The sequence below is a fragment of the Acetobacter oeni genome (assembly GCF_011516825.1).
In the GTDB taxonomy this organism is placed as follows: domain Bacteria; phylum Pseudomonadota; class Alphaproteobacteria; order Acetobacterales; family Acetobacteraceae; genus Acetobacter; species Acetobacter oeni.
In genome coordinates this window covers 49887-70868 of sequence record NZ_WOTA01000008.1, presented here as the reverse complement: position 1 = coordinate 70868, position 20982 = coordinate 49887, and the positions used below count along the sequence as shown (strand labels likewise).

The 20982-nt window shown below is 56.2% G+C and carries 13 protein-coding genes; 5 read left to right on the top strand and 8 right to left on the bottom strand.

What is annotated here, in order from left to right; translation table 11 throughout:
- Positions 1-45: 45 nt before the first annotated feature.
- Positions 46-1152, top strand: coding sequence for an N-acetylglucosamine-6-phosphate deacetylase (gene nagA / locus GOB90_RS07215; protein WP_146886994.1), 1107 nt, complete (start codon positions 46-48; stop codon positions 1150-1152).
- 18 nt (positions 1153-1170) lie between these two features.
- Here the strand turns inward: nagA and GOB90_RS07210 are convergent, their stop codons facing one another.
- From GOB90_RS07210 to GOB90_RS07200, 3 genes are all read right to left on the bottom strand, one after another.
- Entirely contained in the window at positions 1171-2334 is a 1164-nt protein-coding gene (locus GOB90_RS07210; RefSeq protein WP_373322101.1) for a serine hydrolase domain-containing protein, read from the bottom strand.
- A 79-nt stretch (positions 2335-2413) separates the two neighbouring features.
- On the bottom strand, positions 2414-3220 hold the full coding sequence (locus GOB90_RS07205) for an NAD kinase (RefSeq protein ID WP_146886992.1): 807 nt from the start codon (positions 3218-3220) through the stop codon (positions 2414-2416).
- Positions 3221-3692: 472 nt separating this feature from the next.
- Positions 3693-4925: an alkaline phosphatase family protein gene (locus GOB90_RS07200; RefSeq protein WP_146886989.1), complete on the bottom strand. Its 1233-nt coding sequence runs from the start codon at positions 4923-4925 to the stop codon at positions 3693-3695.
- A gap of 651 nt (positions 4926-5576) precedes the next feature.
- Here GOB90_RS07200 and GOB90_RS07195 point away from each other — a divergent pair.
- The 3 genes from GOB90_RS07195 (at position 5577) to GOB90_RS07185 (ending at position 11018) form a co-directional block, all read left to right on the top strand.
- Entirely contained in the window at positions 5577-7856 is a 2280-nt protein-coding gene (locus GOB90_RS07195; protein ID WP_242011871.1) for a TonB-dependent receptor, read from the top strand.
- A gap of 451 nt (positions 7857-8307) precedes the next feature.
- Positions 8308-9963, top strand: a complete 1656-nt coding sequence (locus GOB90_RS07190) for an OprO/OprP family phosphate-selective porin (RefSeq protein ID WP_242011864.1) — start codon at positions 8308-8310, stop codon at positions 9961-9963.
- A gap of 20 nt (positions 9964-9983) precedes the next feature.
- A complete protein-coding gene (locus GOB90_RS07185) occupies positions 9984-11018 on the top strand; it encodes a sulfate ABC transporter substrate-binding protein (RefSeq protein WP_146886983.1) in 1035 nt (344 codons plus the stop codon).
- Between the two features lie 77 nt (positions 11019-11095).
- Here the strand turns inward: GOB90_RS07185 and GOB90_RS07180 are convergent, their stop codons facing one another.
- The 5 genes from GOB90_RS07180 to GOB90_RS07160 form a co-directional block, all read right to left on the bottom strand.
- Complete coding sequence (locus GOB90_RS07180; RefSeq protein ID WP_173571976.1) at positions 11096-13453, bottom strand: bifunctional diguanylate cyclase/phosphodiesterase; 2358 nt, start codon at positions 13451-13453, stop codon at positions 11096-11098.
- Positions 13454-13750: 297 nt separating this feature from the next.
- Entirely contained in the window at positions 13751-14686 is a 936-nt protein-coding gene (locus GOB90_RS07175) for an FAD-binding protein (RefSeq protein WP_146886977.1), read from the bottom strand.
- A gap of 2 nt (positions 14687-14688) precedes the next feature.
- Positions 14689-15438 carry an electron transfer flavoprotein subunit beta/FixA family protein gene (locus tag GOB90_RS07170; RefSeq protein WP_146886975.1) on the bottom strand — a complete coding sequence of 250 codons (750 nt, stop codon included), beginning with the start codon at positions 15436-15438 and terminating at the stop codon, positions 14689-14691.
- A gap of 114 nt (positions 15439-15552) precedes the next feature.
- Positions 15553-17184 carry an electron transfer flavoprotein-ubiquinone oxidoreductase gene (locus tag GOB90_RS07165; RefSeq protein WP_146886972.1) on the bottom strand — a complete coding sequence of 544 codons (1632 nt, stop codon included), beginning with the start codon at positions 17182-17184 and terminating at the stop codon, positions 15553-15555.
- A 123-nt stretch (positions 17185-17307) separates the two neighbouring features.
- Positions 17308-18003, bottom strand: a complete 696-nt coding sequence (locus tag GOB90_RS07160) for a 2OG-Fe(II) oxygenase (protein WP_242011863.1) — start codon at positions 18001-18003, stop codon at positions 17308-17310.
- A gap of 542 nt (positions 18004-18545) precedes the next feature.
- Here GOB90_RS07160 and GOB90_RS07155 point away from each other — a divergent pair.
- Entirely contained in the window at positions 18546-20978 is a 2433-nt protein-coding gene (locus GOB90_RS07155) for an EAL domain-containing protein (protein WP_261765939.1), read from the top strand.
- The last annotated feature ends 4 nt before the right edge of the window (positions 20979-20982 follow it).

Below are 20982 nucleotides of genomic sequence, written 5' to 3'. Positions count from 1 at the left end.
TCCACGCGCGATTAATACGACATCGTCCCTTAAAAGGAGTGAAAAATGAAACTTTCCGGCCAGATCGTCCTGCCGGACCGGATTCTGCCGGGCTGTCTTTCATTTGAGGGTCGTATCGACGAAATTGTTCCGGACACCTCTGCCCCTGAGCGGTACATCCTGCCGGGGTTCATTGATGGCCATGTTCATGGCGGCGATGGCGCGGACACAATGGACGGCGTGGAGGCCATTCATCATCTCTCACGTTATCATATGGCTCACGGAACGACAACAATTCTGCCGACCACCATCACGCGGCCCTGGGCGGATGTGATGAGCGCCCTGCACGCTGTCGCGGAGGTGTGCCGGACGGGAATCAAAAGTGGTCCCCGCGTGCATGGCGTGCATCTGGAAGGCCCGTTTGTCAGTCCGCACAAACTTGGAGCGCAGCCCCCTTTCGCCATTTCTCCTTCTCCGGAGCGCGTGGCAGAAGCTCTTGCAACCGGTGTGGTCCGTGTGGTCACGCTTGCCCCGGAACTGGAACACGCCGAAACAGCTATTCCGGCATTCGCGGGGGCCGGTGTGCGCGTGAGCCTGGGTCATACCGTGACGGATTATGACGGCGCCATGCGGGCCATCTGCGCCGTTTGCGCGGCAGGGGGCACCGTCGGTGCAACGCATCTGTTCAATGCGATGGCCCCGGTTGAGGGAAGACGGCCTGGTCCCGTTACGGCACTGATGTGCAGCGAAGCGGCTTACGCTGAGATGATCTACGACACCCATCATGTTCATCCGGCGAGTTTTCGTCTTGCGCATCGTGTTATGGGCTCGCGTCTTCTGTTCGTCACAGACGCAATGCGTGGGGCCGGCATGCCCGAAGGACCGAGTCAGCTCGGTGGCCAGGACGTCATGATCCGTGACGGAGCCGTGCGTCTTCCCGGAGGCTCGCTTGCCGGAAGCGTGCTGACTCTCGATGTCGCACTGAGAAACGCACTTAAAAGCGGCGGCATGTCGCTGCCGCAGGCCGCGGCTCTGGTCAGCACCAATGCGGCGCGTTACCTGGGATTATATGATCGCGGAACAGTTTCATGCGGCCTGCGAGCGGATCTTGTTGTTCTGAACCGTGATTTTCACGTTGATGAAGTCTGGGTGGGTGGTCAGAGAACAGTCTGATCTGTCATTCGTTTCCGGTCACGCCGTCAGTCCCAAGGCTCTGGCTGCCGCTGTGGCGACATCGTGTCGCAGCCGGACAATTTCTTTGCCATGCGTGTCCGCGGGGTGCACGCGATTGGTCAGGATCAGCACGAAACTGTCGCTGGTTGGGTCCATCCACAGGGATGTCCCGGTGTACCCCGTGTGCCCGAAGGACCCCACCGGGAAGATATCTCCTCGTGGCGTCGCATAATGCGATCCGATATCCCAGCCAAGCCCGCGCAGATCCTGTGTCCCAGGCTGCTGAGGCGTTGTCATCATGAGCACAGTTTCACTCTTCAGCGGATAAGTGCTTGGTCGTCCCGCGCGACGGTCCAGCAGATTCCGGGCGTAGAGAGACATATCCTGTGCGCATGAAAATAACCCCGCATGACCTGCCACGCCGCCCATACGGCGCGCCGTCGGATCATGAACGACACCGCGCAGAGGAATACGGTCTTCATCATACTGCGTCGGCGCAATGAGCGGACGCAGAGACGCATCCGGCAGGAATCCCGACTGAGTCATCCCGAGCGGTGCAAGAATATGCTGGTTTGCATAAACATTCAGGGATAATCCGCTGAGTTTTTCCACCAGTAAGCCGAGAGTGATGAAGTTGATATCACTATAAATAAATTTTGTACCGACCGGGGCTGTCAGTCTGGCGCGCATCGCACGACTGACAGCCTCATCTTTGCCTGTCCAGGCGTCAGTCAGATCAACATCAGGTGGCAGACCGGAGAAATGCGTGAGAAGATGCCTGATTGTGACGCCCTGTTTTTCATTCTGACCAAACTCCGGAAGATAACGTGCGACCGGGTCGTCAAGCTGAAACAGCCCCTGCTCCCAGAGTTGCATGACCGCAGGGGCTGTGACGGTCACTTTGGTCAGAGAAGCCATATCGAAGCGGGTGTCCCATGTTTCCGCTTCGGGAACCGGAACAAGAGCACGCCGTCCCATGACAACACGGTGCACGATCACGCCGTTATGACCAATCGCCGCGACCACGCCCGGGATACTGCCGCGCTCCACTGCATCACGCAGGAGCCGGTCCGGCGCGTCGAAATCTGCGGATCGGCTCTCTTTTGCACACGCAGTCAGGCTCGCAGCGCTGATGACCATACCCGCGCATGAGCTTTGCCGCAGAAATGTGCGTCGGGCCATGTTCTTTGCTTTCGTCCATCCGTTCATGATCATGCTCCCTGAGCGACAATGCGGAAAATGAGGTCCATGGCGATGGCCTCTATGCAGAGAACTGCTCGGTGATAATACGTTCGGAAAGCGTTTGTCCGGGATCAAACAGCACCATGACCGACTGCACAGGATTTTCTCTGACAACAACGGATATGACATCCCTGACTTCGGTAAAATCGGCGACTGCGGCGACAGGTCGTTTTTCCGTTTCCAGAATGGAGAATGTCACCACGGCGTTTGAGGGCAGCAGCGCACCGCGCCAGCGACGAGGCCGGAAGGCGCTGATCGGTGTCAGGGGAAGAAGATTGCCGGAAAGAGGCACGATAGGCCCGTGCGCTGAAAGATTATAAGCCGTAGACCCTGCCGGCGTCGCAACAAGGACGCCATCGCAGATCAGTTCCGGCATCCGCTCACGGCCATCCACGTCAATCCGGATTTTCGCGGCCTGTCGGGTCTGTCGAAACAGAAAGACATCGTTCAGAGCGTTCGCTTCATGAACACTGCCATCGGCAGAGGTCGCGCGCATGTGGAGAGGATGTAAAACAGCGCTTTGCGTGGCGATAAGCCTCCCGGGCAGATCGTCCTCGTCAAACGGGTTCATCAGAAACCCGACAGAGCCACAGTTCATGCCATATACGGGCACCGGCTGGTCCATCACCAGGCGGAGCGTTTCCAGCATGAAACCATCCCCGCCCAGGCAGATAATAACTTCAGCCTCTTCAACCGGGCAGTTGCCGTAACGACGCACAAGCCTTGCCAGGGCTTCTTCAGCATTGGCGGTTTCGGTCGCAACGAATGCAAGATTTTTTGGCGGCGATGAGTGTACCCACGGAGAAGCGTCAAAATCATTACTCATCGGGCGGATCGTCGCGGCATAGTCATTAAATTTCCTCTGTCAGCCGGAACTGATCTTATAGCAGAGGAAAAGGAGATACCCGCAAGCCGCCTTTTGCAGCGTCGTGATCTCTCCGGCCGGGGGGGGGCGAACAGCGCAAACCCCACCGGCAATGCTCCCGCCTTTCCTTGAAGGAGTCTGCCAGCGTGTGTCCGGTTACGGGTAGCCAGCGTGTGTCCGGCTTACGGGTAGAAAGGAAGCCACGTCTGACGAGAAAATTCGCTCCACGACCCGTTGGTGCGACAGTACCACGGACTTTTCTCATCCTCGCGGCGAGGAGTGATCCGGGGACAAAGCCGGGATCACTCGCCTTGGCTATGGGCTTGAGGAGTTCACAGTCACTCTATCGCAAAGAGATGTTTCATATGTGGCCGACACTTGCGGACCGCATCAGGATTCATCCGGTGAAGCCAGTACTGTCCGGACGCCTCCCTCAGCTTGGATGATCCGATAAAACAGGCCGGAACGTATCGAGCGAGCCGTCACCCGGCAGCGCCTTTACGCCAAGCAGATGCGCGACCAGGAAGTAAACATCCACGTTATCGAACGGCTCCAGCACTGTTCCCGCTTTCAGATCCGGCCCCTGCGCGACAAACAGTGCGCTCATATCCGGCAATGCGGGATCATATCCGTGCTCACCGCGATCCTCATGCTCCGGTTTCGTGCCATCACGCCTGATCATCCAGCCGGTTTCCGCCAGACAGATATAACCCGGCACCCGGGGATTATGCCCGTAATGAAACCGCGCCGGAATCTGATCCCGACGCCAGCACTGCATATGGTCATGCGGTTTCAGAAGCGCCGTCTCAAGGACTGCCTGCTGTCCCGGCAACGCATCCACCCCGGCATAAGCGCCGCCGGTCACCCAGCGCCAGGACGCCGCCGGAGCCACTTTGTCCATGGCGATGACCTGGTCATCACCGACCGGCGCCATGCCATGATCCGCCACAACAATAATATCCGCCGGAATGTGTCGCGCCTTCAGTCCGGCCTCCAGGCGCCCGACGGCCTCATCCACATCACGAAGCGCCGCGTTTACCTCGGATGAACCGGGTCCGAAATGATGTCCCGCGCTGTCAACGGCGTTGAAATAAAGTGTGGCCAGTCGCGGCCGTTGCGCCACCCCACGATCATACCACGACAGCAACGTATCAACCCGGGTGTCATCGGACATATGGGAGTCGAATTTCTCCCATTCATCCGGTCTTTTGCCATGAATGACACTTTCTGAACCCGGCCAGAACATCGTCCCCGCGTTGAGGCCCTGCTTTTCCGCCGTCACCCAGATCGGCTCGGCTTCATCCCACCACCATGATTCGTGACTGGCCATGGAGAAATGAACACCCGGCATGACCGGATCGAACATCGAATTCCCGACGATGCCATGATGATCGGGTCGCAGCCCTGTCACTAGCGTGTAGTGGTTGGGAAAAGTGATGGATGGAAAAGAAGGTCGCATCGCCCGCGCCCTCACGCCACCATCGGCAAGCGCCTGAAGATGTGGCGTCAGCCCTCTGGAAAGATATTCCGTTCGAAACCCGTCCAGGGAAACCAGAATGACGGCGGGTTTCCCCTCCCAGGTGACAGGTGCCGGTTGTCCGGCAGAGCAGGCGCTGAGCAGAACAGGAAGCACCATGCCAAAAAGCGTGAGCAGGAATTTTGTCATTGAGAAAATTGTTCCGGATGTGATACGAAATGACTCGGTTTAACGGCGTGCCTGTTATAATGGAAGTAAAGAAAACGCCGGTCGGGTGATACCAGGAAAGCCGTTCTGTAATCATGACGTTTTTTTGCAAAGTGTAAACGCATAATCCCTCTGACATCTTCGCCAGTATCGTATGAAGAGATCCGTGTCAGCCCGGTGTCGTTCATTCACTTTCGATACAATTGTTATGATATCGAAAGAAATAGCCGGGCTAATCACTGGAAAAATTCGTGACTAATATGCAACAGATTGCGCCGGACGTTGTAATGAAAAAAAACTGTAATAAAAAAATGACCAGTTCTGTTCTAAGGGATCATCCGCAGCCCGATTGCGGAAACGCAAGTGATCTGTGCGTGAAATCCTGACCAGATGGTCATGTTTTGACGCAATAATGATTGCGCGTCCCTTCCCGGACAGCCCCTGGCCCATGATCAGAACAGAGCAACCATGCCCATCCTGACCCGATGCCTTCTTACGACAACGGCACTGATAACCCTTGTCGCTCCTTCCGCCGCAGTTCTGGCGGCAACATCATCCACGTCCTCCGGCCAGACGACAAAAGGCAAAAAAGCGACGGCGGCACATGCCGTGGTCGACGATAACGCCCCGTCCATGATGGGCGCCACGGCCCCGACCGATCAGAAGTCGGAGAATGTCGAAGTCCGTGGCAAACGGCGCGCCAATGTTGCCGCCGGGCTGATGATTAAAGAGGACGCGCCGAAATCGCGTTCGACCGTCACTTCCGAATACATCGAAAAGCAGGCCGCCGGCCTCAACCCGATGCAGCTGATCGAAATGCTGCCCGGCGTAAACACCACCTCGACCGATCCGATGGGCCTGTCCGGCGGGCATATGTCGATGCGTGGACTGACCGAAAGCCAGATCGGCTTTACGCTGGAAGGGTTTCCGATCAACGATATCGGAAACTATGCTGTTTATCCGCAGGAAATCGTCGATCCGGAAAATCTGCGGTCCATCAATGTCGAGCAGGGCTCGGCGGATCTCGACAGCCCGCATATCAGTGCGACCGGTGGCGCCGTCGATATGTATCTGCTGGACCCGAAGGAAAAGCTGGGCGGTAAAATTGTTGGTTCTTATGGCAATTATAATGCGCGCCGCGTCTTTGGCCGTCTCGATACCGGCTATATAGGCAACACGAACGTCAAGGGTTTCATTTCCTTCTCCGATGCAGCTGAAAATTCCTGGCGCGGTCCGGGTGGTCAGAACAAACTGCACGGCGAGACCAAATGGGTCAGCGCCTGGGGGAAGGGAAACAAAATCAGCTTCTCACTGATCGGGAACCAGGCGACCAGCCAGCTTTTCCCGACCGAGTATATGGATACGTGGAAAGAATACGGCAGCAAATATGCTTATTCTGCCACATGGAATCCGAAAAGTCCCAGCGCGAATTATTACGAACTGCACCGTAATCCATTCACCAATATCTACGCGAGTGCTCCGTCAACCTTTACGCTGACCGATCATCTGACCCTGACAGAGACACCTTATTTCTGGTACGGAGACGGCAACGGTGGCGGTGCCTATAGTGAAAGCCTGACCAGCCAGCAGTGGGGCGCGCAGACGATGACAGCCTCAATCGGCGATCATAATGCGACAAATACAAAGTCCCTGGTTGTTTATAATCCGTCCAATACTCAGACGTACCGCCCTGGCGCCGTCACAAAGCTGACACTTACAACCGGAATCAATCGGGCATCGGTCGGTTACTGGTTCGAATACTCCAAGCAGATCCAGACAGGCCCTTACAGTCTCGTCAATTACAGCACGGGAAAACCATACGATCTTTACGGCGGCGGTCCGAACATGATCCTCGCGAACGGCGATACGGCACAGTATCGTGACTCGCTCACCCAGACCCGTATTCATACGATGTTCATCGCCGACAGTCTGTCGCTGCTGAACGGCCGGCTGAATATCGAAGGCGGCCTGAAATACTCAGTCGTCAATCGCGAAGGGCACAATTTTCTGCCGGACACATCGACCGGCCCTTATATCAACGGCTCATGGCAGGAGCCGCTTCCCGCAGTAGCCTTCCGCTATAAAATCAACGATGAAAATCAGCTTTTCGCATCCTCGACGACCAATTTCCGGATCCCAATGAATACGTCTTTGTATGATTCAGGCGCTTACAGCGTGGCGCGCGGCGGTTATGCCACTCAGGCAAATCCGGACCAGAAGCCGGAATTTTCAATCTCTGATGAATTTGGCTGGCGCTATCAGGGATCGACGGTGATGAGTTCCATCAGCTATTTCCATTATAATTTCACAAACCGTCTTTACACACAGACCGTCAATGCCGGAAACGGTCAGAGCTATTCACGCAGTATCAACGGCGGCAACAGCCATGCGGACGGTGTCGATTTCGAAATCGGTACACGCCCGATTTTCTATCACATCCGCCCCTATTTCTCCGCTGAATACATCGATTCCCGCTCTGACAGTAATGTCGCCGCGGCCGGCACGGGGCAGTATGTGTTGAGTAAAGGCAAATTCACGCCACAGACGCCTCCGTACATGTTCGGTCTCAATCTGGATTATGATGACGGCCATCTGTTTGGAAGCTACAGTCTGAAATACGTCGCCAGACAGTATTCCACGTTCGTGAATGATCAGCATATCCCAAGCTATATCACGATGAATATAAATCTGGGCTACCGTTTCAAAGACTGGGGACCGATGAAGGCGCCAACTCTGAAACTTAACCTTCGCAACATTACGGACCGTCGTTATCTCGGCTACGTCAACGGCACATCAGCAAACGCGTTCGCCACCACCGGTCTGTATGGAGCGAAAATCGCCGGCAGTAATTCAACGACCTTCTCCGTCGCGGCACCATTCATGGTGATGGGATCGGCCAGCGTCGACTTCTGATCGACATCGTTGATTCTACTTCAGCGGTCTGTACGAAAACGCCGGGGCTTCTCCGGCGTTTTTTTATGACAGGAGTACGGCATAAGCAGAGTAAAGACGGCCGCTTCCTCGCAACACTGATCTGCCGTCATGAGCAGCGAGATGGAGACATGAGCGCCTCTGTTGTGCGACGGGAGACCTGGCGGAGCGTCCCGTAACGGCCTTCAGACCGGACACGACACGAGTTGCTGCTGCAATGCCGCGACAGACTTCCCCTGTTACGCAATCACGCTTGGCCAGACGAAGTCGCACAGGATTATTCACTAAAATAAACTGTAATATAATAATTATCCGAACATCAATTGCCATTCATCACAATGAGGATTACCGTACCGTAACGTCGTATGTAGATAACAACGATGGAACGTAGTTATTTTGGGTAATCCGGATGTCTTTCTCTCTCCGACAGGTCATGCTGACAGCATCTGCCGCGATCACGATGACGTTTCCATGCGAACTGTATGCCGCGACTCAGGATGCGGAAGTCGTTTCTCTTCGAAAAGAACTCGCCGCCATGCGGCGTGAAATGCAGGGGGAGATTCAGCATCTTCAACTGCGTATTGCACGATACGAGCGTACAGATGGCCAGGCGGAGCCCCGTGTGCGCGTGGCGGGGAGTCGCGTTCATCGGCAGGTGAATTCATCCGGCGCACCCGACGCAACACCCGTTTTCGCACAGCAGGAAGCGACGCATCATCTGCCGATCGCTCCCGAGGGTCCGCGCTCCGCTGCCGACAGCCGCCTTGTGTCGTCGGAAGGGCCTGCCGAGTCGTGGTCTGATTTCAGAGCCGCGACCGCAAAAGACGAAACGGTCCAGGTCGGAGGAATACAGATCGGCTTTCCCAATGGACGTCCGACAATCGCGTCTGAAGATAAAGCTTATGCTTTCTCTATCGGTCTGACCGCGCAGGAAGATATCGGTGGTTTTCTGGGGGCAGGACCGAAAGGGGGGGAGGCAGCAGGAAATTTCAACAAGCTGACTGAGAACGCCCGTCGTCTGCGTATCTATATGAGCTGGCGTTACAAAGACTGGATCGTCAACGTGACACCGGATTTCGGCTCAAGTTCGGTCGACGGAACGGTCGGTCTGTTCGAAGCGAACCTGAATTACACAGGGCTGCATCATACCACGCTGACTGTCGGTTATTTCCAGCCGCGCATGGAAGAAGAAAGTGCCGAGCGTGCAAATGCTTTCGAATTTCTGGAACGTGCGACGATCGTGGATCTGGTGCGTAACCTGGCCGGAGGTGTCGCGCGATTCAGTGTCGGAGGAGAGCATTATGAAAAGCGCTGGCTCGCCGCAGCCTATTTCACTGGCCAGAAATTCGGCGACAGAACGAAAGATACTACGATTACCGACAGTCAGACAGGCGGAATGGTGCGTCTCGTCGGTCGCCCTTATGTGACGAAAGACATCGATGTGCATGTCGGTGCCAGCGGAACGGCAGCGTTCAAGGTCAACGAAAATTCAACCGGGCGAAACTATACTTTCAGTGATAATATGGAGGTTCCTCTGGGGGAGACTTCTCTCGTCACCTCCGGAGCGCTGAGTAATGTCGCGCAGATATGGGCGGCAGGTCCACAATTTGGCTTTCGGTGGAGGCGTTTCCTGCTGAAAGGCGAATACTATCATATCGGCGTGCAGCGTAATCAGCAGTCAATGGGGGCAATCCTTCCATCACTCGGGTTCGATGGCTGGTACGTGGCCGCAAACTACACGCTGTTCGGCCATCCCCGTGCCTACAACGAGAAGACCGCTGCCTTTACCACGCCCGGGGTCGAATATGATTTTGACCCTCTGCATAATCACTGGGGTGCGCTGGAAGTCAGCGGTCGCTGGAGCGTGACGAATCTGAACGATGTGCCGAATCAGGGAGGAAAAGGGATCGACGGCAATCAGCAGACAGTCTGGCAGGGGGGCTTCAACTGGTATCCGAACCGGCACATCAAATTTATGCTCGATTATGCCCGATACATCGTCTCAAGCTCTAAAGGCGTCTCCGGCAATGTTAATTTGTTCGGTCGGACCGGAAGCGCAATCGTTGGCCGTGTCCAGGCAACTTTCTGATTAAACCGGAATATATAACGATGTCTCTCAATAGTTTTCGTCTCTCCCGCCGTTCGCTCCTGTCCGGAGCCATAATGGCGGGTACAGCCACTCTCGCCGGCATGCAGCCCCGGTCGGCCCGTGCCGCGACTTACACACTCCTGAATGTTTCCTACGATCCGACGCGTGAACTTTACACCGAAATCAACCGCGTCTTTTCAGCGGACTGGACAAAACAGCATCCCGACGATCGCGCACTGGTCAGGACATCCCATGGTGGCTCCGGTGCGCAGGCCCGTTCCGTTCTGGAAGGAGCGCCGGCTGATGTGGTGACGCTCGGTCTGGCATATGACATCGATATTCTTGCCCGGCATGGGTTGCTGTCCACTGACTGGCAGAAGCGACTGCCACATAATTCCACGCCATTCACAAGCACGATCGTCTTTCTGGTTCGCAAGGGAAACCCGAAAAATATCCACGACTGGCCGGATCTGATCCGGGACGATGTACAGGTGATCACGCCCAACCCCAAAACCTCCGGCGGGGCGCGGTGGAATTACCTTGCTGCATGGGGCTGGGCTCTGCGGGCAAATAATAATTCCGAAGACGCAGCTAAAACTTACCTGAAGACACTCTTCAAACACGTCCCTGTGCTTGATACGGGCGCGCGGGGTGCGACAAACTCTTTTGTGCAGCGCCATCTTGGTGATGTGCTGATTGCATGGGAAAATGAAGCACTGATGGCGGCACGGGATATCGGGCCGGACCAGTTTGATATCGTTTTGCCGTCAGTCAGTATTCTGGCAGAGCCCCCCGTCGCTGTTGTCGATAAAAATGTTCAGGCGCATGGAACTGAAGCTGTCGCTCAGGCCTATGTCGATTTTCTGTTTACCCCACAGGGACAGGAAATTGGTGCCAGACACCACTTCAGACCGAGTGATTCAGCGATTCTTGCACGGCATAAAGATGTTTTTCCGACAATGGAAACATTTGATATCGCAAGTCTGGGGGGATGGGACTCTGTTCAGAAGACGCATTTCTCTGATGGCGGTATATTCGATCAGCTTTATAAATAAATCAGCTAATTTGATTTTTTCTGTAACGTGCTGAGATATCCTCTTATTTTATCACTAAAATAAGAGGATATCCATTTTCAGACTGCCTCTTCTACTTCACTGAGCAGGCCGCCGGCCGGAAATTCAGCAATTTCCCGATCTGGTCGTCCGATAAAATAACCCTGCACAAATGTGCATGAGCGCTCTTCGAGATAATGTAATTGTTCAGAAGTCTCTATGCCTTCAGCAACGATATCAACTTCGAGACCTTTACCCAGCAACAGAATGGCATCCACAATGGCAGCAGAGTGAGGCTGCTGAAGCATATCGCGGATGAAAGAGCGGGCTATTTTGACTTTATCAAACTGGAAATCACGGAGATAACTCAGACTGGAATAACCGGTGCCGAAATCATCCATGACAATTCCGACCCCCAGCTTCCGCAGATTGCGGAGAATCTCTTTGTTCTGATCAGCATGCTGAAGAAGTGTAATCTCCGTGATTTCAATGCTCAGTCGTTTCGGATCAAGCCTGGCATCCCGGATGGCTGCCGTTATGACCGCAGGCAGATCTGATGTCGCGAACTGTAGCGGAGAGACATTGACCGAGACGCTCAGACCATTTTTCCAGAGCGCAGCATCGGCGCAGGCGCGTCGGACCACCCACTCGCCAATTTCCGCAATCAGGCCGCACTCTTCGGCAATGCCAATGAACCGATCGGGAGGAATACGCCCGCGCTGCGGATGCTCCCAGCGGATCAGCGCTTCATAACCGGTCAGCCGGTGACTCCTTGTGCACATGATCGGCTGGTATTCGAGAAAAAACTCGTTGTTATCGATGGCAAGCCGGATTTCCCGCTCTGTTCGGAACCGATCCTGCAACGATGTATCAAAGTTATGATCGTACTCACGCACATTGCCGCGGCCGGCTTCTTTGGCCGCGAGAAGCGCAACTTCCAGACAATGCAGAAAAGCTTCACCGTCCGGCGTTTCACGGTCGGATACCGCAAATCCGATACTGACAGAAACCGGTATGATGCCATGCGTATTGTATAGGGGTGTTTTGAGTTCATCACTCAGCTGCGCCGCAAATACCGGAATGTCATGCCCGTCAGCAGGAAACGCGATGGCGAATTCGTCGCCGGTAATGCGCGCCGTTACGGCGTCTTTCGGGGCAAACCGGGAAATTCCCTGAGCAATATGCGCCAAAACGGCATCGCCTGCGGTATGGCCGCTGATTTCGTTAATGTTCTTAAACCAGTCGACGTCAATCAGGAAGGCCGCGATCCGCTTACGTTTGTCCGGATGATACAGAAATTCCGTCAGTTTTGAAACGAAGAATGGACGGTTCCCAATGCCCGTAAGAGTGTCCCGAAAAAAAACCGCCTTCAGCGCCGCTTCAGATTCTTTACGTGCCCGTAAATCGACGATAGCCAGAATGGTCCGGATACGACCGTTCCACTTTGCATCACGCGCATAAACCTCGACCGGAACAGGATTTTCCTTGCCTGTCATCAGCGACATTTCCCGGGGTTTTTCTTCGGCGATCAGTGTCTCAAGATTATTTCCTGGAATCAGTTCCGGAAAATAGTTGCCCAGGGTGCTGGTTTCATGGCGTGTCCACGAAATCAGCTTTCGGAATGCATCATTGGCATCGATGATCTGAGTGCCATCTGTAACAACAAGCCCTTCGATTGCGGCATCGGCAAAACTCCTGGTGCGCGTGTTTTCCTCGCGTCTGCGCAGACTGCTACGATATTCAAAGCCGAGAAAAATAAGCGCGAGCAAAAGGAACGTCACTGTTCCCGCGCCCACAAGTTCTGCCAGAGGAACCGTATCGCTGGCTGCTGTCGCGTTGTGCAGCATGACGGAATGTTCAGGCATGCCTGCGGGCATCCCGATAAAGTGCAGTGAGCAGACCCCGACGACCCAGGGCAGGGCGGCCAGACTTCTCCGTGCTCCGCGCTCCCGCCTGAGCAGCAGGCAGCCTGCATAAAACAGCATAAAGCCCGATCCCAGGGAAAGCAGGACCCGGCCGGCTGTCATGTCAGAAAGACCGCCGCCGCCCGTCGCGCCGATTCCGATATAATGCATTCCGCCGACAGCCGCTGTCATAAGAAATGCAGTCAGTGGCGACCGTGACGAGCCCGTGTTGCGCCGCTCATTCCACCAGGCCGCGAGGAACAGAAGGCACGCCAGCCCCATTGAAACCAGGGTCAGCCCGGGATCGTAAGTTGCGCTCCGGAAAGAGCGGCAACCAAGCATGGCAAGGAAATGGGTCGCCCATATCCCGTTTCCGGCCACGGCGGCAGCCAGCAGAATGCGCTTTGTTCTGGGCGCGCCTCTTACGACAGCCGCGCGACATAACATTCTGATGACAATCAGCATCGACACAGTGCACAGGCCTGCGGCGCCAAGAATCATGCCGGGATCATAATCGCGCAGAACGTCGTACATGGAAAAGGCCATCCTGGTCTCGGGGATGATCCAGGTTGCCGCTTATTTATCACTCATCCGTTAACGGGAGCATCCGCAGCGGAGAGTCTGAGCTTATGCCGCTCGCGATCCGGCAGTTTTTCGCCAGACCCGGCTGTGACCGGACTTTCATCGGGAGCCTCGTCCGGGAATACAGCGGGTTCCTATGGTGAGAGAGACGAAACAAAAAATGCGCGCATCCCGAACGCTCATCGCCGGAAAGCGCGCATCGGTATAACCGGACGCGATGTAGGCGGGTCTGAAGAATCCGCAATAAAATTAAAGCGCGGCCGTCAGCTCAGGCACGATTTCAAACAGATCGCCAACCAGACTGTAATCCGCCACCTGAAGAATCGGCGCATCCGGGTCCTTGTTGATCGCAACAATCACCTTGCTGTCCTTCATGCCGGCCAGATGCTGGATCGCCCCCGAAATACCGACAGCAATATATAGTTCCGGCGCCACGATCTTGCCGGTCTGTCCGACCTGACAGTCATTCGGCGCATAGCCCGAATCCACCGCCACACGGGACGCGCCAATGGCGGCACCAAGCTTATCAGCCAGAGGCTCAAGATATTTATGAAAATTCTCGGCGCTCTGCAGTCCCCGCCCACCTGATACAATCACACGGGCAGACTCGAGTTCAGGCCGGTCGCTGGCTGGCGTGTGAGCTGAAACGAAACGGGACGTCGTATCCTTCACGGTCACATCCACGGCCTCGACAGGCGCAGCCCCGCCTTCAGCCGGCGCCGGATCAAAGCTTGCCGCCCGGATCGTCAGTACCTTCTTCGTGTCGGACGACCTCACCGTTGCAAGCGCATTACCGGCATAAACCGGACGGATGAACGTGTCGGCATCGACGATGGCCATCACGTCCGGAACGGGCTGCACATCAAGCAGCGCCGCGACACGTGGCATCACATTCTTACCGACTGCCGACGATGCCGCGATAAGATGCGTATAGTCGCCAGCCAGCGCGACAATCAGATCCGACAGTGGTTCAGCCAGTTCATGTGCCAGAACATCCGCTCCGGCCTTCAGCACCTTCGCAACGCCGGGTACTTTCGCCGCGGCTGCCGAGGCGGCATCGCTCGCCGCCACATCACCGGCAACCAGCGCGTGAACTTCTCCCAGCTTCGTGGCGGCGGCAATCGCGGAACGGGAGGCCTGACGAACCTGACCGGCCTCGGTCTCGACAAAAACAAGAACGGTCATGATCAGATCACCTTCGCTTCGTTACGCAGCTTTTCGACCAGCTCGGCGACAGAGTTCAGCTTTACCCCCGCCTTGCGGGTCGGTGGCTCGGAAACGGATACCGTTGTCAGGCGACGTGTCGTGTCCACACCAAGATCGTCGGCCTGCAACGTTTCCATCGGCTTTTTCTTCGCCTTCATGATGTTCGGCAGCGAAGCATAGCGGGGCTCATTCAGGCGCAGATCAGCCGTCACGATCGCCGGCAGAGTCAGCGAGACGGTCTCGGTTCCGCCATCGATCTCACGGGCCACCTCAAGCCGCCCATCCACCAGTTCGACCTTGCTGGCAAAGGTGCCCTGCGGCCAGCCAAGCAGTCCGGCCAGCATCTGACCGGTGGCGTTCATGTCGTCGTCAATCGCCTGCTTGCCCAGAAACACGAGTTCCGGTTTTTCACGTTCGACCAGCGCCTTCAGAATTTTTGCTACGGCAAGCGGCTCGGGGCTCTCTTCGCTCAGCACAAGAATGGCGCGATCCGCCCCCATGGCGAGCGCCGTGCGCAGCGTGTCCTGCGCCTGCTGCACACCGATGGACACCGCGATGACTTCCGTCGCGGCACCCTTTTCACGCAGCCGCACCGCTTCTTCGACAGTAATTTCATCAAAGGGGTTCATCGACATTTTGAGGCCCGCCGTCTCAACGCCGGTTCCGTCGGACTTAACCCGGACCTTGATGTTGTAATCGACGACGCGCTTCACCGGGACGAGAATTTTCATGGTTTTCCTGCCAGTACCCGTTGCTGGTGGGATCGGGCGAGGCAAAGAGAAATCCACGCCCGGCTACCGTTCCACCTGAATTAGCTGTTACCTTTAACGTAAGATGACCGGAATTTACATCCCGGCCGGGTAATTCGGACCGCCGCCGCCTTCCGGCGTCACCCAGTCAATATTCTGCGCCGGATCCTTGATGTCGCAGGTTTTGCAATGCACGCAGTTCTGCGCATTGATGACCAGTCGGGGATCAGTCTCCTGACTGGCGACTTCGTATACACCCGCCGGACAGTACCGGCTCTCCGGCGACCGGAAGACATCCCAGTTCACCGTCTTCCAGAGCGGCATATTCTCTACATGCAGATGAACCGGCTGATCCTCCGCATGATTGGTGTTCGACAGGAACACCGAGGACAGTTTGTCGAATGTCACCGTGCCGTCCGGCTTTGGATAGCTGATCGGCTCCGACAGGGAGGCCGGCTGCAACGTCTCGTTATCAGAATGACGGAAATGCAGGGTCCACGGCGCCTTGCCGCGCAATACCATCGCATCAAATCCGGCATAAAGCGCGCCGGCCTTCATGCCCCAGCGCGCGAATGCGGGACGAACATTGCGAGCTGATTTCAGTTCCTCATACAGCCAGGACGTCCGGACCCGCTGCGTGAAAGACCCCGGTTCCACCCGATCCGTCGCCAGAGCCTCAACCACAGCCTCAGCCGCAAGCATGCCGGACTTCATCGCCGTATGCGTGCCCTTGATCTTCGGCGTGTTCAGAAATCCCGCTGAATCCCCGATCAGAGCCCCGCCCGGGAAGGTCAGACGCGGAATCGACTGCAAGCCGCCTTCCGACAGTGCCCGCGCCCCGTAAATCAGGCGCCGTCCGCCCTCGAAATGTGGCCGGAACACCGGATGCAGCTTGGTACGTTGCATCTCGTCGAACGGTGACAGCCAGGTGTTCTCATAGTCCAGGCCGGTTACAAACCCGTAGGACACCAGATTCTCGCCGAAATGATACAGCCAGGCCCCGCCATAGGTGCGGTCGTCCAGTGGCCAGCCGAAACTGTGCATCACCAGGCCTGGCCGATGCTTCTCCGGCGGAATCTCCCAGACTTCCTTGACCCCCAGGCCGTAAGTCTGCGGATCGACGCCCTTGCGCAGATCATAATGCGCCATGACCCGTTTGGTCAGTGAGCCCCGGCATCCTTCGGCGAACAATGTGTATTTCGCCCGCAGTTCCATGCCCGGCGCGTAATTCGGCCCGTGCTCACCCTCGCGGGTGATCCCCATGTCGCCCGTCGCCACGCCAACCACGCGGTTGTTCTCGATCAGAACCTCGGCTCCGGCAAAACCGGGATAGATCTCAACCCCCATTTCCTCGGCCCGGGTGGCCAGCCAGCGGCAGACCTCGCCCAGACTGACGACATAGTTTCCGTGATTCGCCAGATGCGGCATCACCCGGTCCAGAGCCGGAATCCTGTGTCCCTTCGTCTCCGTAAGGAAATACATCTCCTCTTCCGACACCGCCGTCTGAATCGGTGAGTCCAGATCGCGCCAGTCGGGCAGCAGTTCCTCAAGCGCGCGCGGTTCGATCACGGCGCCGGACACGATATGCGCGCCGATTTCGCTGCCTTTCTCGATCAGACAGACGGTCGCCTCAGGAGCCAGTTGCCGCATCCGGATCGCCGCAGCCAGACCGGCCGGCCCGCCTCCCACGATGACGACATCAAAATCCATCGCCTCGCGTTCGCTCATAACACTTGCTCTCCATAAACAGGATTGTGGTGGGGAAGAAGAAAAGCGCCGTCAGTCAGCATGCTGCACCGGATCGAAGCGGCCTGTTCTGACCTGTGAGGGCAATTGAGTTCCGCGACACGGTCAGACCGCCGGCCCGAACGCCAGCTCCCGGGTGGCACGCCACGTTGAATCGACGAAATTCACGATCAGTCCGCGACGCAATCCCTCAATCGGACGCCGGGCAAATCCGTGCCAGGTGTCATCGCCGGGAACAAAAAGCGTACCCGTATTGAACCGCCCCGAACTGCGAACAACCGACTCGCCGTCCGCATTCATCAGATCCGTACCCCATTGCTCTGCTTCTGGATGAATCGAAAGCGGGATCAGCAGGGTCAGTTTCTTCGCCCCGATATCCGTGTGTGGCTCCAGCCAGAAGCCATCCGTGTCCAGACTGAGTTCCAGGCGAAGCGCCGTATGGTCCAGCGATACTCCGCACAGCGCCGTAATCGCCGACCGGGCCTCCGGGCTGTCAAACATCCGGGCCATCACGTCCAGCCGGGCATCCCGGCTCCGCGCTTCCGGCTCGACAAAGACCCGGGCACCGTTGCGCGTCTCACGCCGTCCTCCGGTATCTCCTGCGACCGAGCCATCCGTCGGCTCCCACGCAACGAGAGCCTCGCAGCCCGCATCAGGGATCACATCGTCCAGCGTCCAGTGACGGAAAGGAACGTCAGATTCCCGTGCCGTGCCGACCGTTCTGAGAAAGTGTCCGATCGCGGTCGCGCAGGCAGCGGCCTCATCGGCCTTGTCCGGACGGGATTGTGTGGTCTGCATCATCTCGTCATCCTTCCCGGCCAGCCAGTAAAACGCCGGTCCTGGGCCATCCGATCCGGGGCCGGCAGAGGCACCCGCGCTGCATCGGTGATTTTTAATTCGCTGCCCGCAGACAGAACGCACGTCCTAGCAAATCGTCCGGTCAAAGGCGAGGCGTCTTTGTCCGGACATTTCAACGCACAGAGCGCGCGTACGTTCGGAAGCCTCTGCCCGGACCGTAAAAAAGAAGCCGACAGCTGCCAGCAGGGCCGCTCTCCGGACAGCCCGAAGAACATTGAGACCTCTCCGGGCCTGACCGAAGAATGGCAGCAATCTTCGGGGCCGGACCAGTCAGTGTATTCAGACGTAAAGAAGCAGTCGGCTTTGAAATATGCGCCTGAACATATCCGCTCCGGGTGAAGTCGTGCCGTAAAGGACGACAGCTGAAACGCAACGATCTCCCGATTGCTTTCCGGAAAGCAACAGCCGGATTTTCTTTTACCACCTCATTAACGTGTGACTGCTTAAGTGGAGCCTTAAGTGCGTGAGATCGCGCATGATTTCACGTGAAAGACAGATGCATGGAGCGGCTGTTTACATTCCTTCTCAGTGAACAGCATGCGATGTCGCATCTCACTGTGACCGTGTTTGCGTTTCTCTGCGGCACGTTTGCCATCCGGTTTCTCGCCAGCGCCAGATTCAGGCTGAAGACACAAATCATTCTTTTCGGAATCGCGATTACGATTGCCGGCCTGACTTCATTTTTTGATACACTCTGGTCAAGCTATCCCTATCTTTCATGGCACATCCCGGAGCCGACGACCGCAATCGCGGCTGTCGTCATGTTCGCCATGGCCTGTGTGTCGGCCTATTTTTATCTTTGTCCGAAGCGCACCATAAAAACAGTCATTCTTGCAGGCTGCGCACTCGCATTCGGGCTGTCATTTTCCGCCTTCACAATTCTCGTTTCAATCGTGAAGCCATTTGTGCTGGCTTACGATCTTTCCGCCGTGCTGAGCGTCATGGTTCTCGGATCAACCCTCTGCGGGTTCGCCTTCTGGGAACTCGGCAGCCCTGCGGCCAGTCGCCCTCGGTTTTTTGCAAGTATCCTGCTTGCCCTGACGCTGACCGTTCTCCCGCTGGGATCAATGGGGTCCGTGCTGCCTTTTGGCGAATGGATGACTGTCATCCAGACACCGGATAGCGCGTCCTTCTCCCCGATCGGTGTCATCGCCCTGTCTGAGTTCATCGCGATCATTTTTCTCGTCGGCATTGCATCGTTTCTCGATGTCCGGGTTGCGGTCGCCCAGCAGAGGGAAGGGGAGCGCATCAGGCACCTTGCCGACGGCACATTTGAAGGTCTGCTTATCTGCCGCGGAACGGAAATTATCGATGCCAACCAGCGCATACAGGAAATGACCGGGCTGGATCTGACGACGCTCAGACACCGTGACATGCCGGACCTGTTTGTTACGCCCCCGTCTCAGCAGATGTTGTCCGGTGGCGGTTCAGCTGCTCTGTTCGCGCCCGAGCAGCTTGAGCTGATCGGGCCGGGAAAGCGACGCATTCCGGTAGAGGTTCTGACCCGTGAGATGGCCTATGTGGACGGGCAGCCGGCGGCTGTGCTCGCGGTGCGTGACATCACGGAGCGAAAGGCGGCGGAAGAACATATTCGTTATCTCGCATTGCATGATTCTCTCACGTCGCTGCCCAACAGGCGTGGTCTGGAAATGGTATTATCTCAGGTTATTGAGACCTCCCGCCAGTCAGGTGTGCAGTCAGCCATTCTCGGGCTTGATCTCGATGGATTCAAAGCTGTCAATGACACGCTAGGGCATCATGCCGGCGACATCCTTCTCAAAGAGGTTGCCGCGCGGTTTCAGAAACAACTGAGAGATTCCGATTATCTTGCCCGGCTCGGTGGCGATGAATTTATCATCATCCTTCGTACTATCAGAACGAAAGACGATGCCCTCCAGCTGGCAAAACGCCTGCTCGCGTGTCTGTGGCAGCCGTTCAAGCTGAGTGGACACGACGCCTATGTCGGGGTGAGCATCGGTGTCGCCATAAGTCCCCGCGACGGTGACAGCGCTCAGATGCTTCTGAAATGTGCTGATATTGCCATGTATCAGGCCAAACTGCATGGCAAGGGTCAGGTTTGTGAGTTTGCGGCAGGAATGGATGCCGATCTTCGGGAAAGACACGACCTGGAGCTCGACCTTCGGGGTGCGCTGAGTCGTGGCGAACTGACAATCTATTATCAGCCACTTTTTAGCAGTGCCGGAAAAATAACGGCCTTTGAAGCTCTGGCCCGCTGGCCACACCCGGAACGGGGAATGATCCCCCCTGACCGGTTTATCCCGCTGGCGGAGGAAACAGGACTCATCGTTCCGCTTGGCGAATGGGTTTTGCGTAAGGCATGCACAGTTGCTGCAACCTGGTCATCTGATATCAGTATAGCGGTAAATCTGTCGCCGACGCAGTTTCAGCGTATTGATCTTGTGGAAATGGTCAGTTCGGTTCTTAAAGAGACCGGACTCGAGCCATGTCGCCTCGAACTGGAGGTGACCGAAAGTCTTCTGATGGAAGACATGGAAAAAGCTCTGGCTCTTGTGACAGATCTGCGTAAACGCGGTGTGCGTGTGGCGCTTGATGATTTTGGAACAGGCTATTCCAGCCTCGCCTACCTCCACAATTTTCCGTTTGATAAGGTCAAGGTGGACAGAACATTCATCAATAAAATCACCAATGATCCGAACGCCTGGACCATCGTTGAATCCATCATCGTCATGAGTCACAAGTTAAAGCTTCGTGTGACAGCAGAAGGTATTGAAACAGGAGCGCAGCTTTCTCTTCTGCAGGGACATGGTTGTGATGAAATGCAGGGCTTCCTGCTTGGTCGCCCGATGCCTGAAACAGATGCATCACGAATGGCTGAAAATGAATCGAAAACAGCCAGAAAAGATCACATAACTGTCGTGCAAGATATTAACGCCTGAAAAT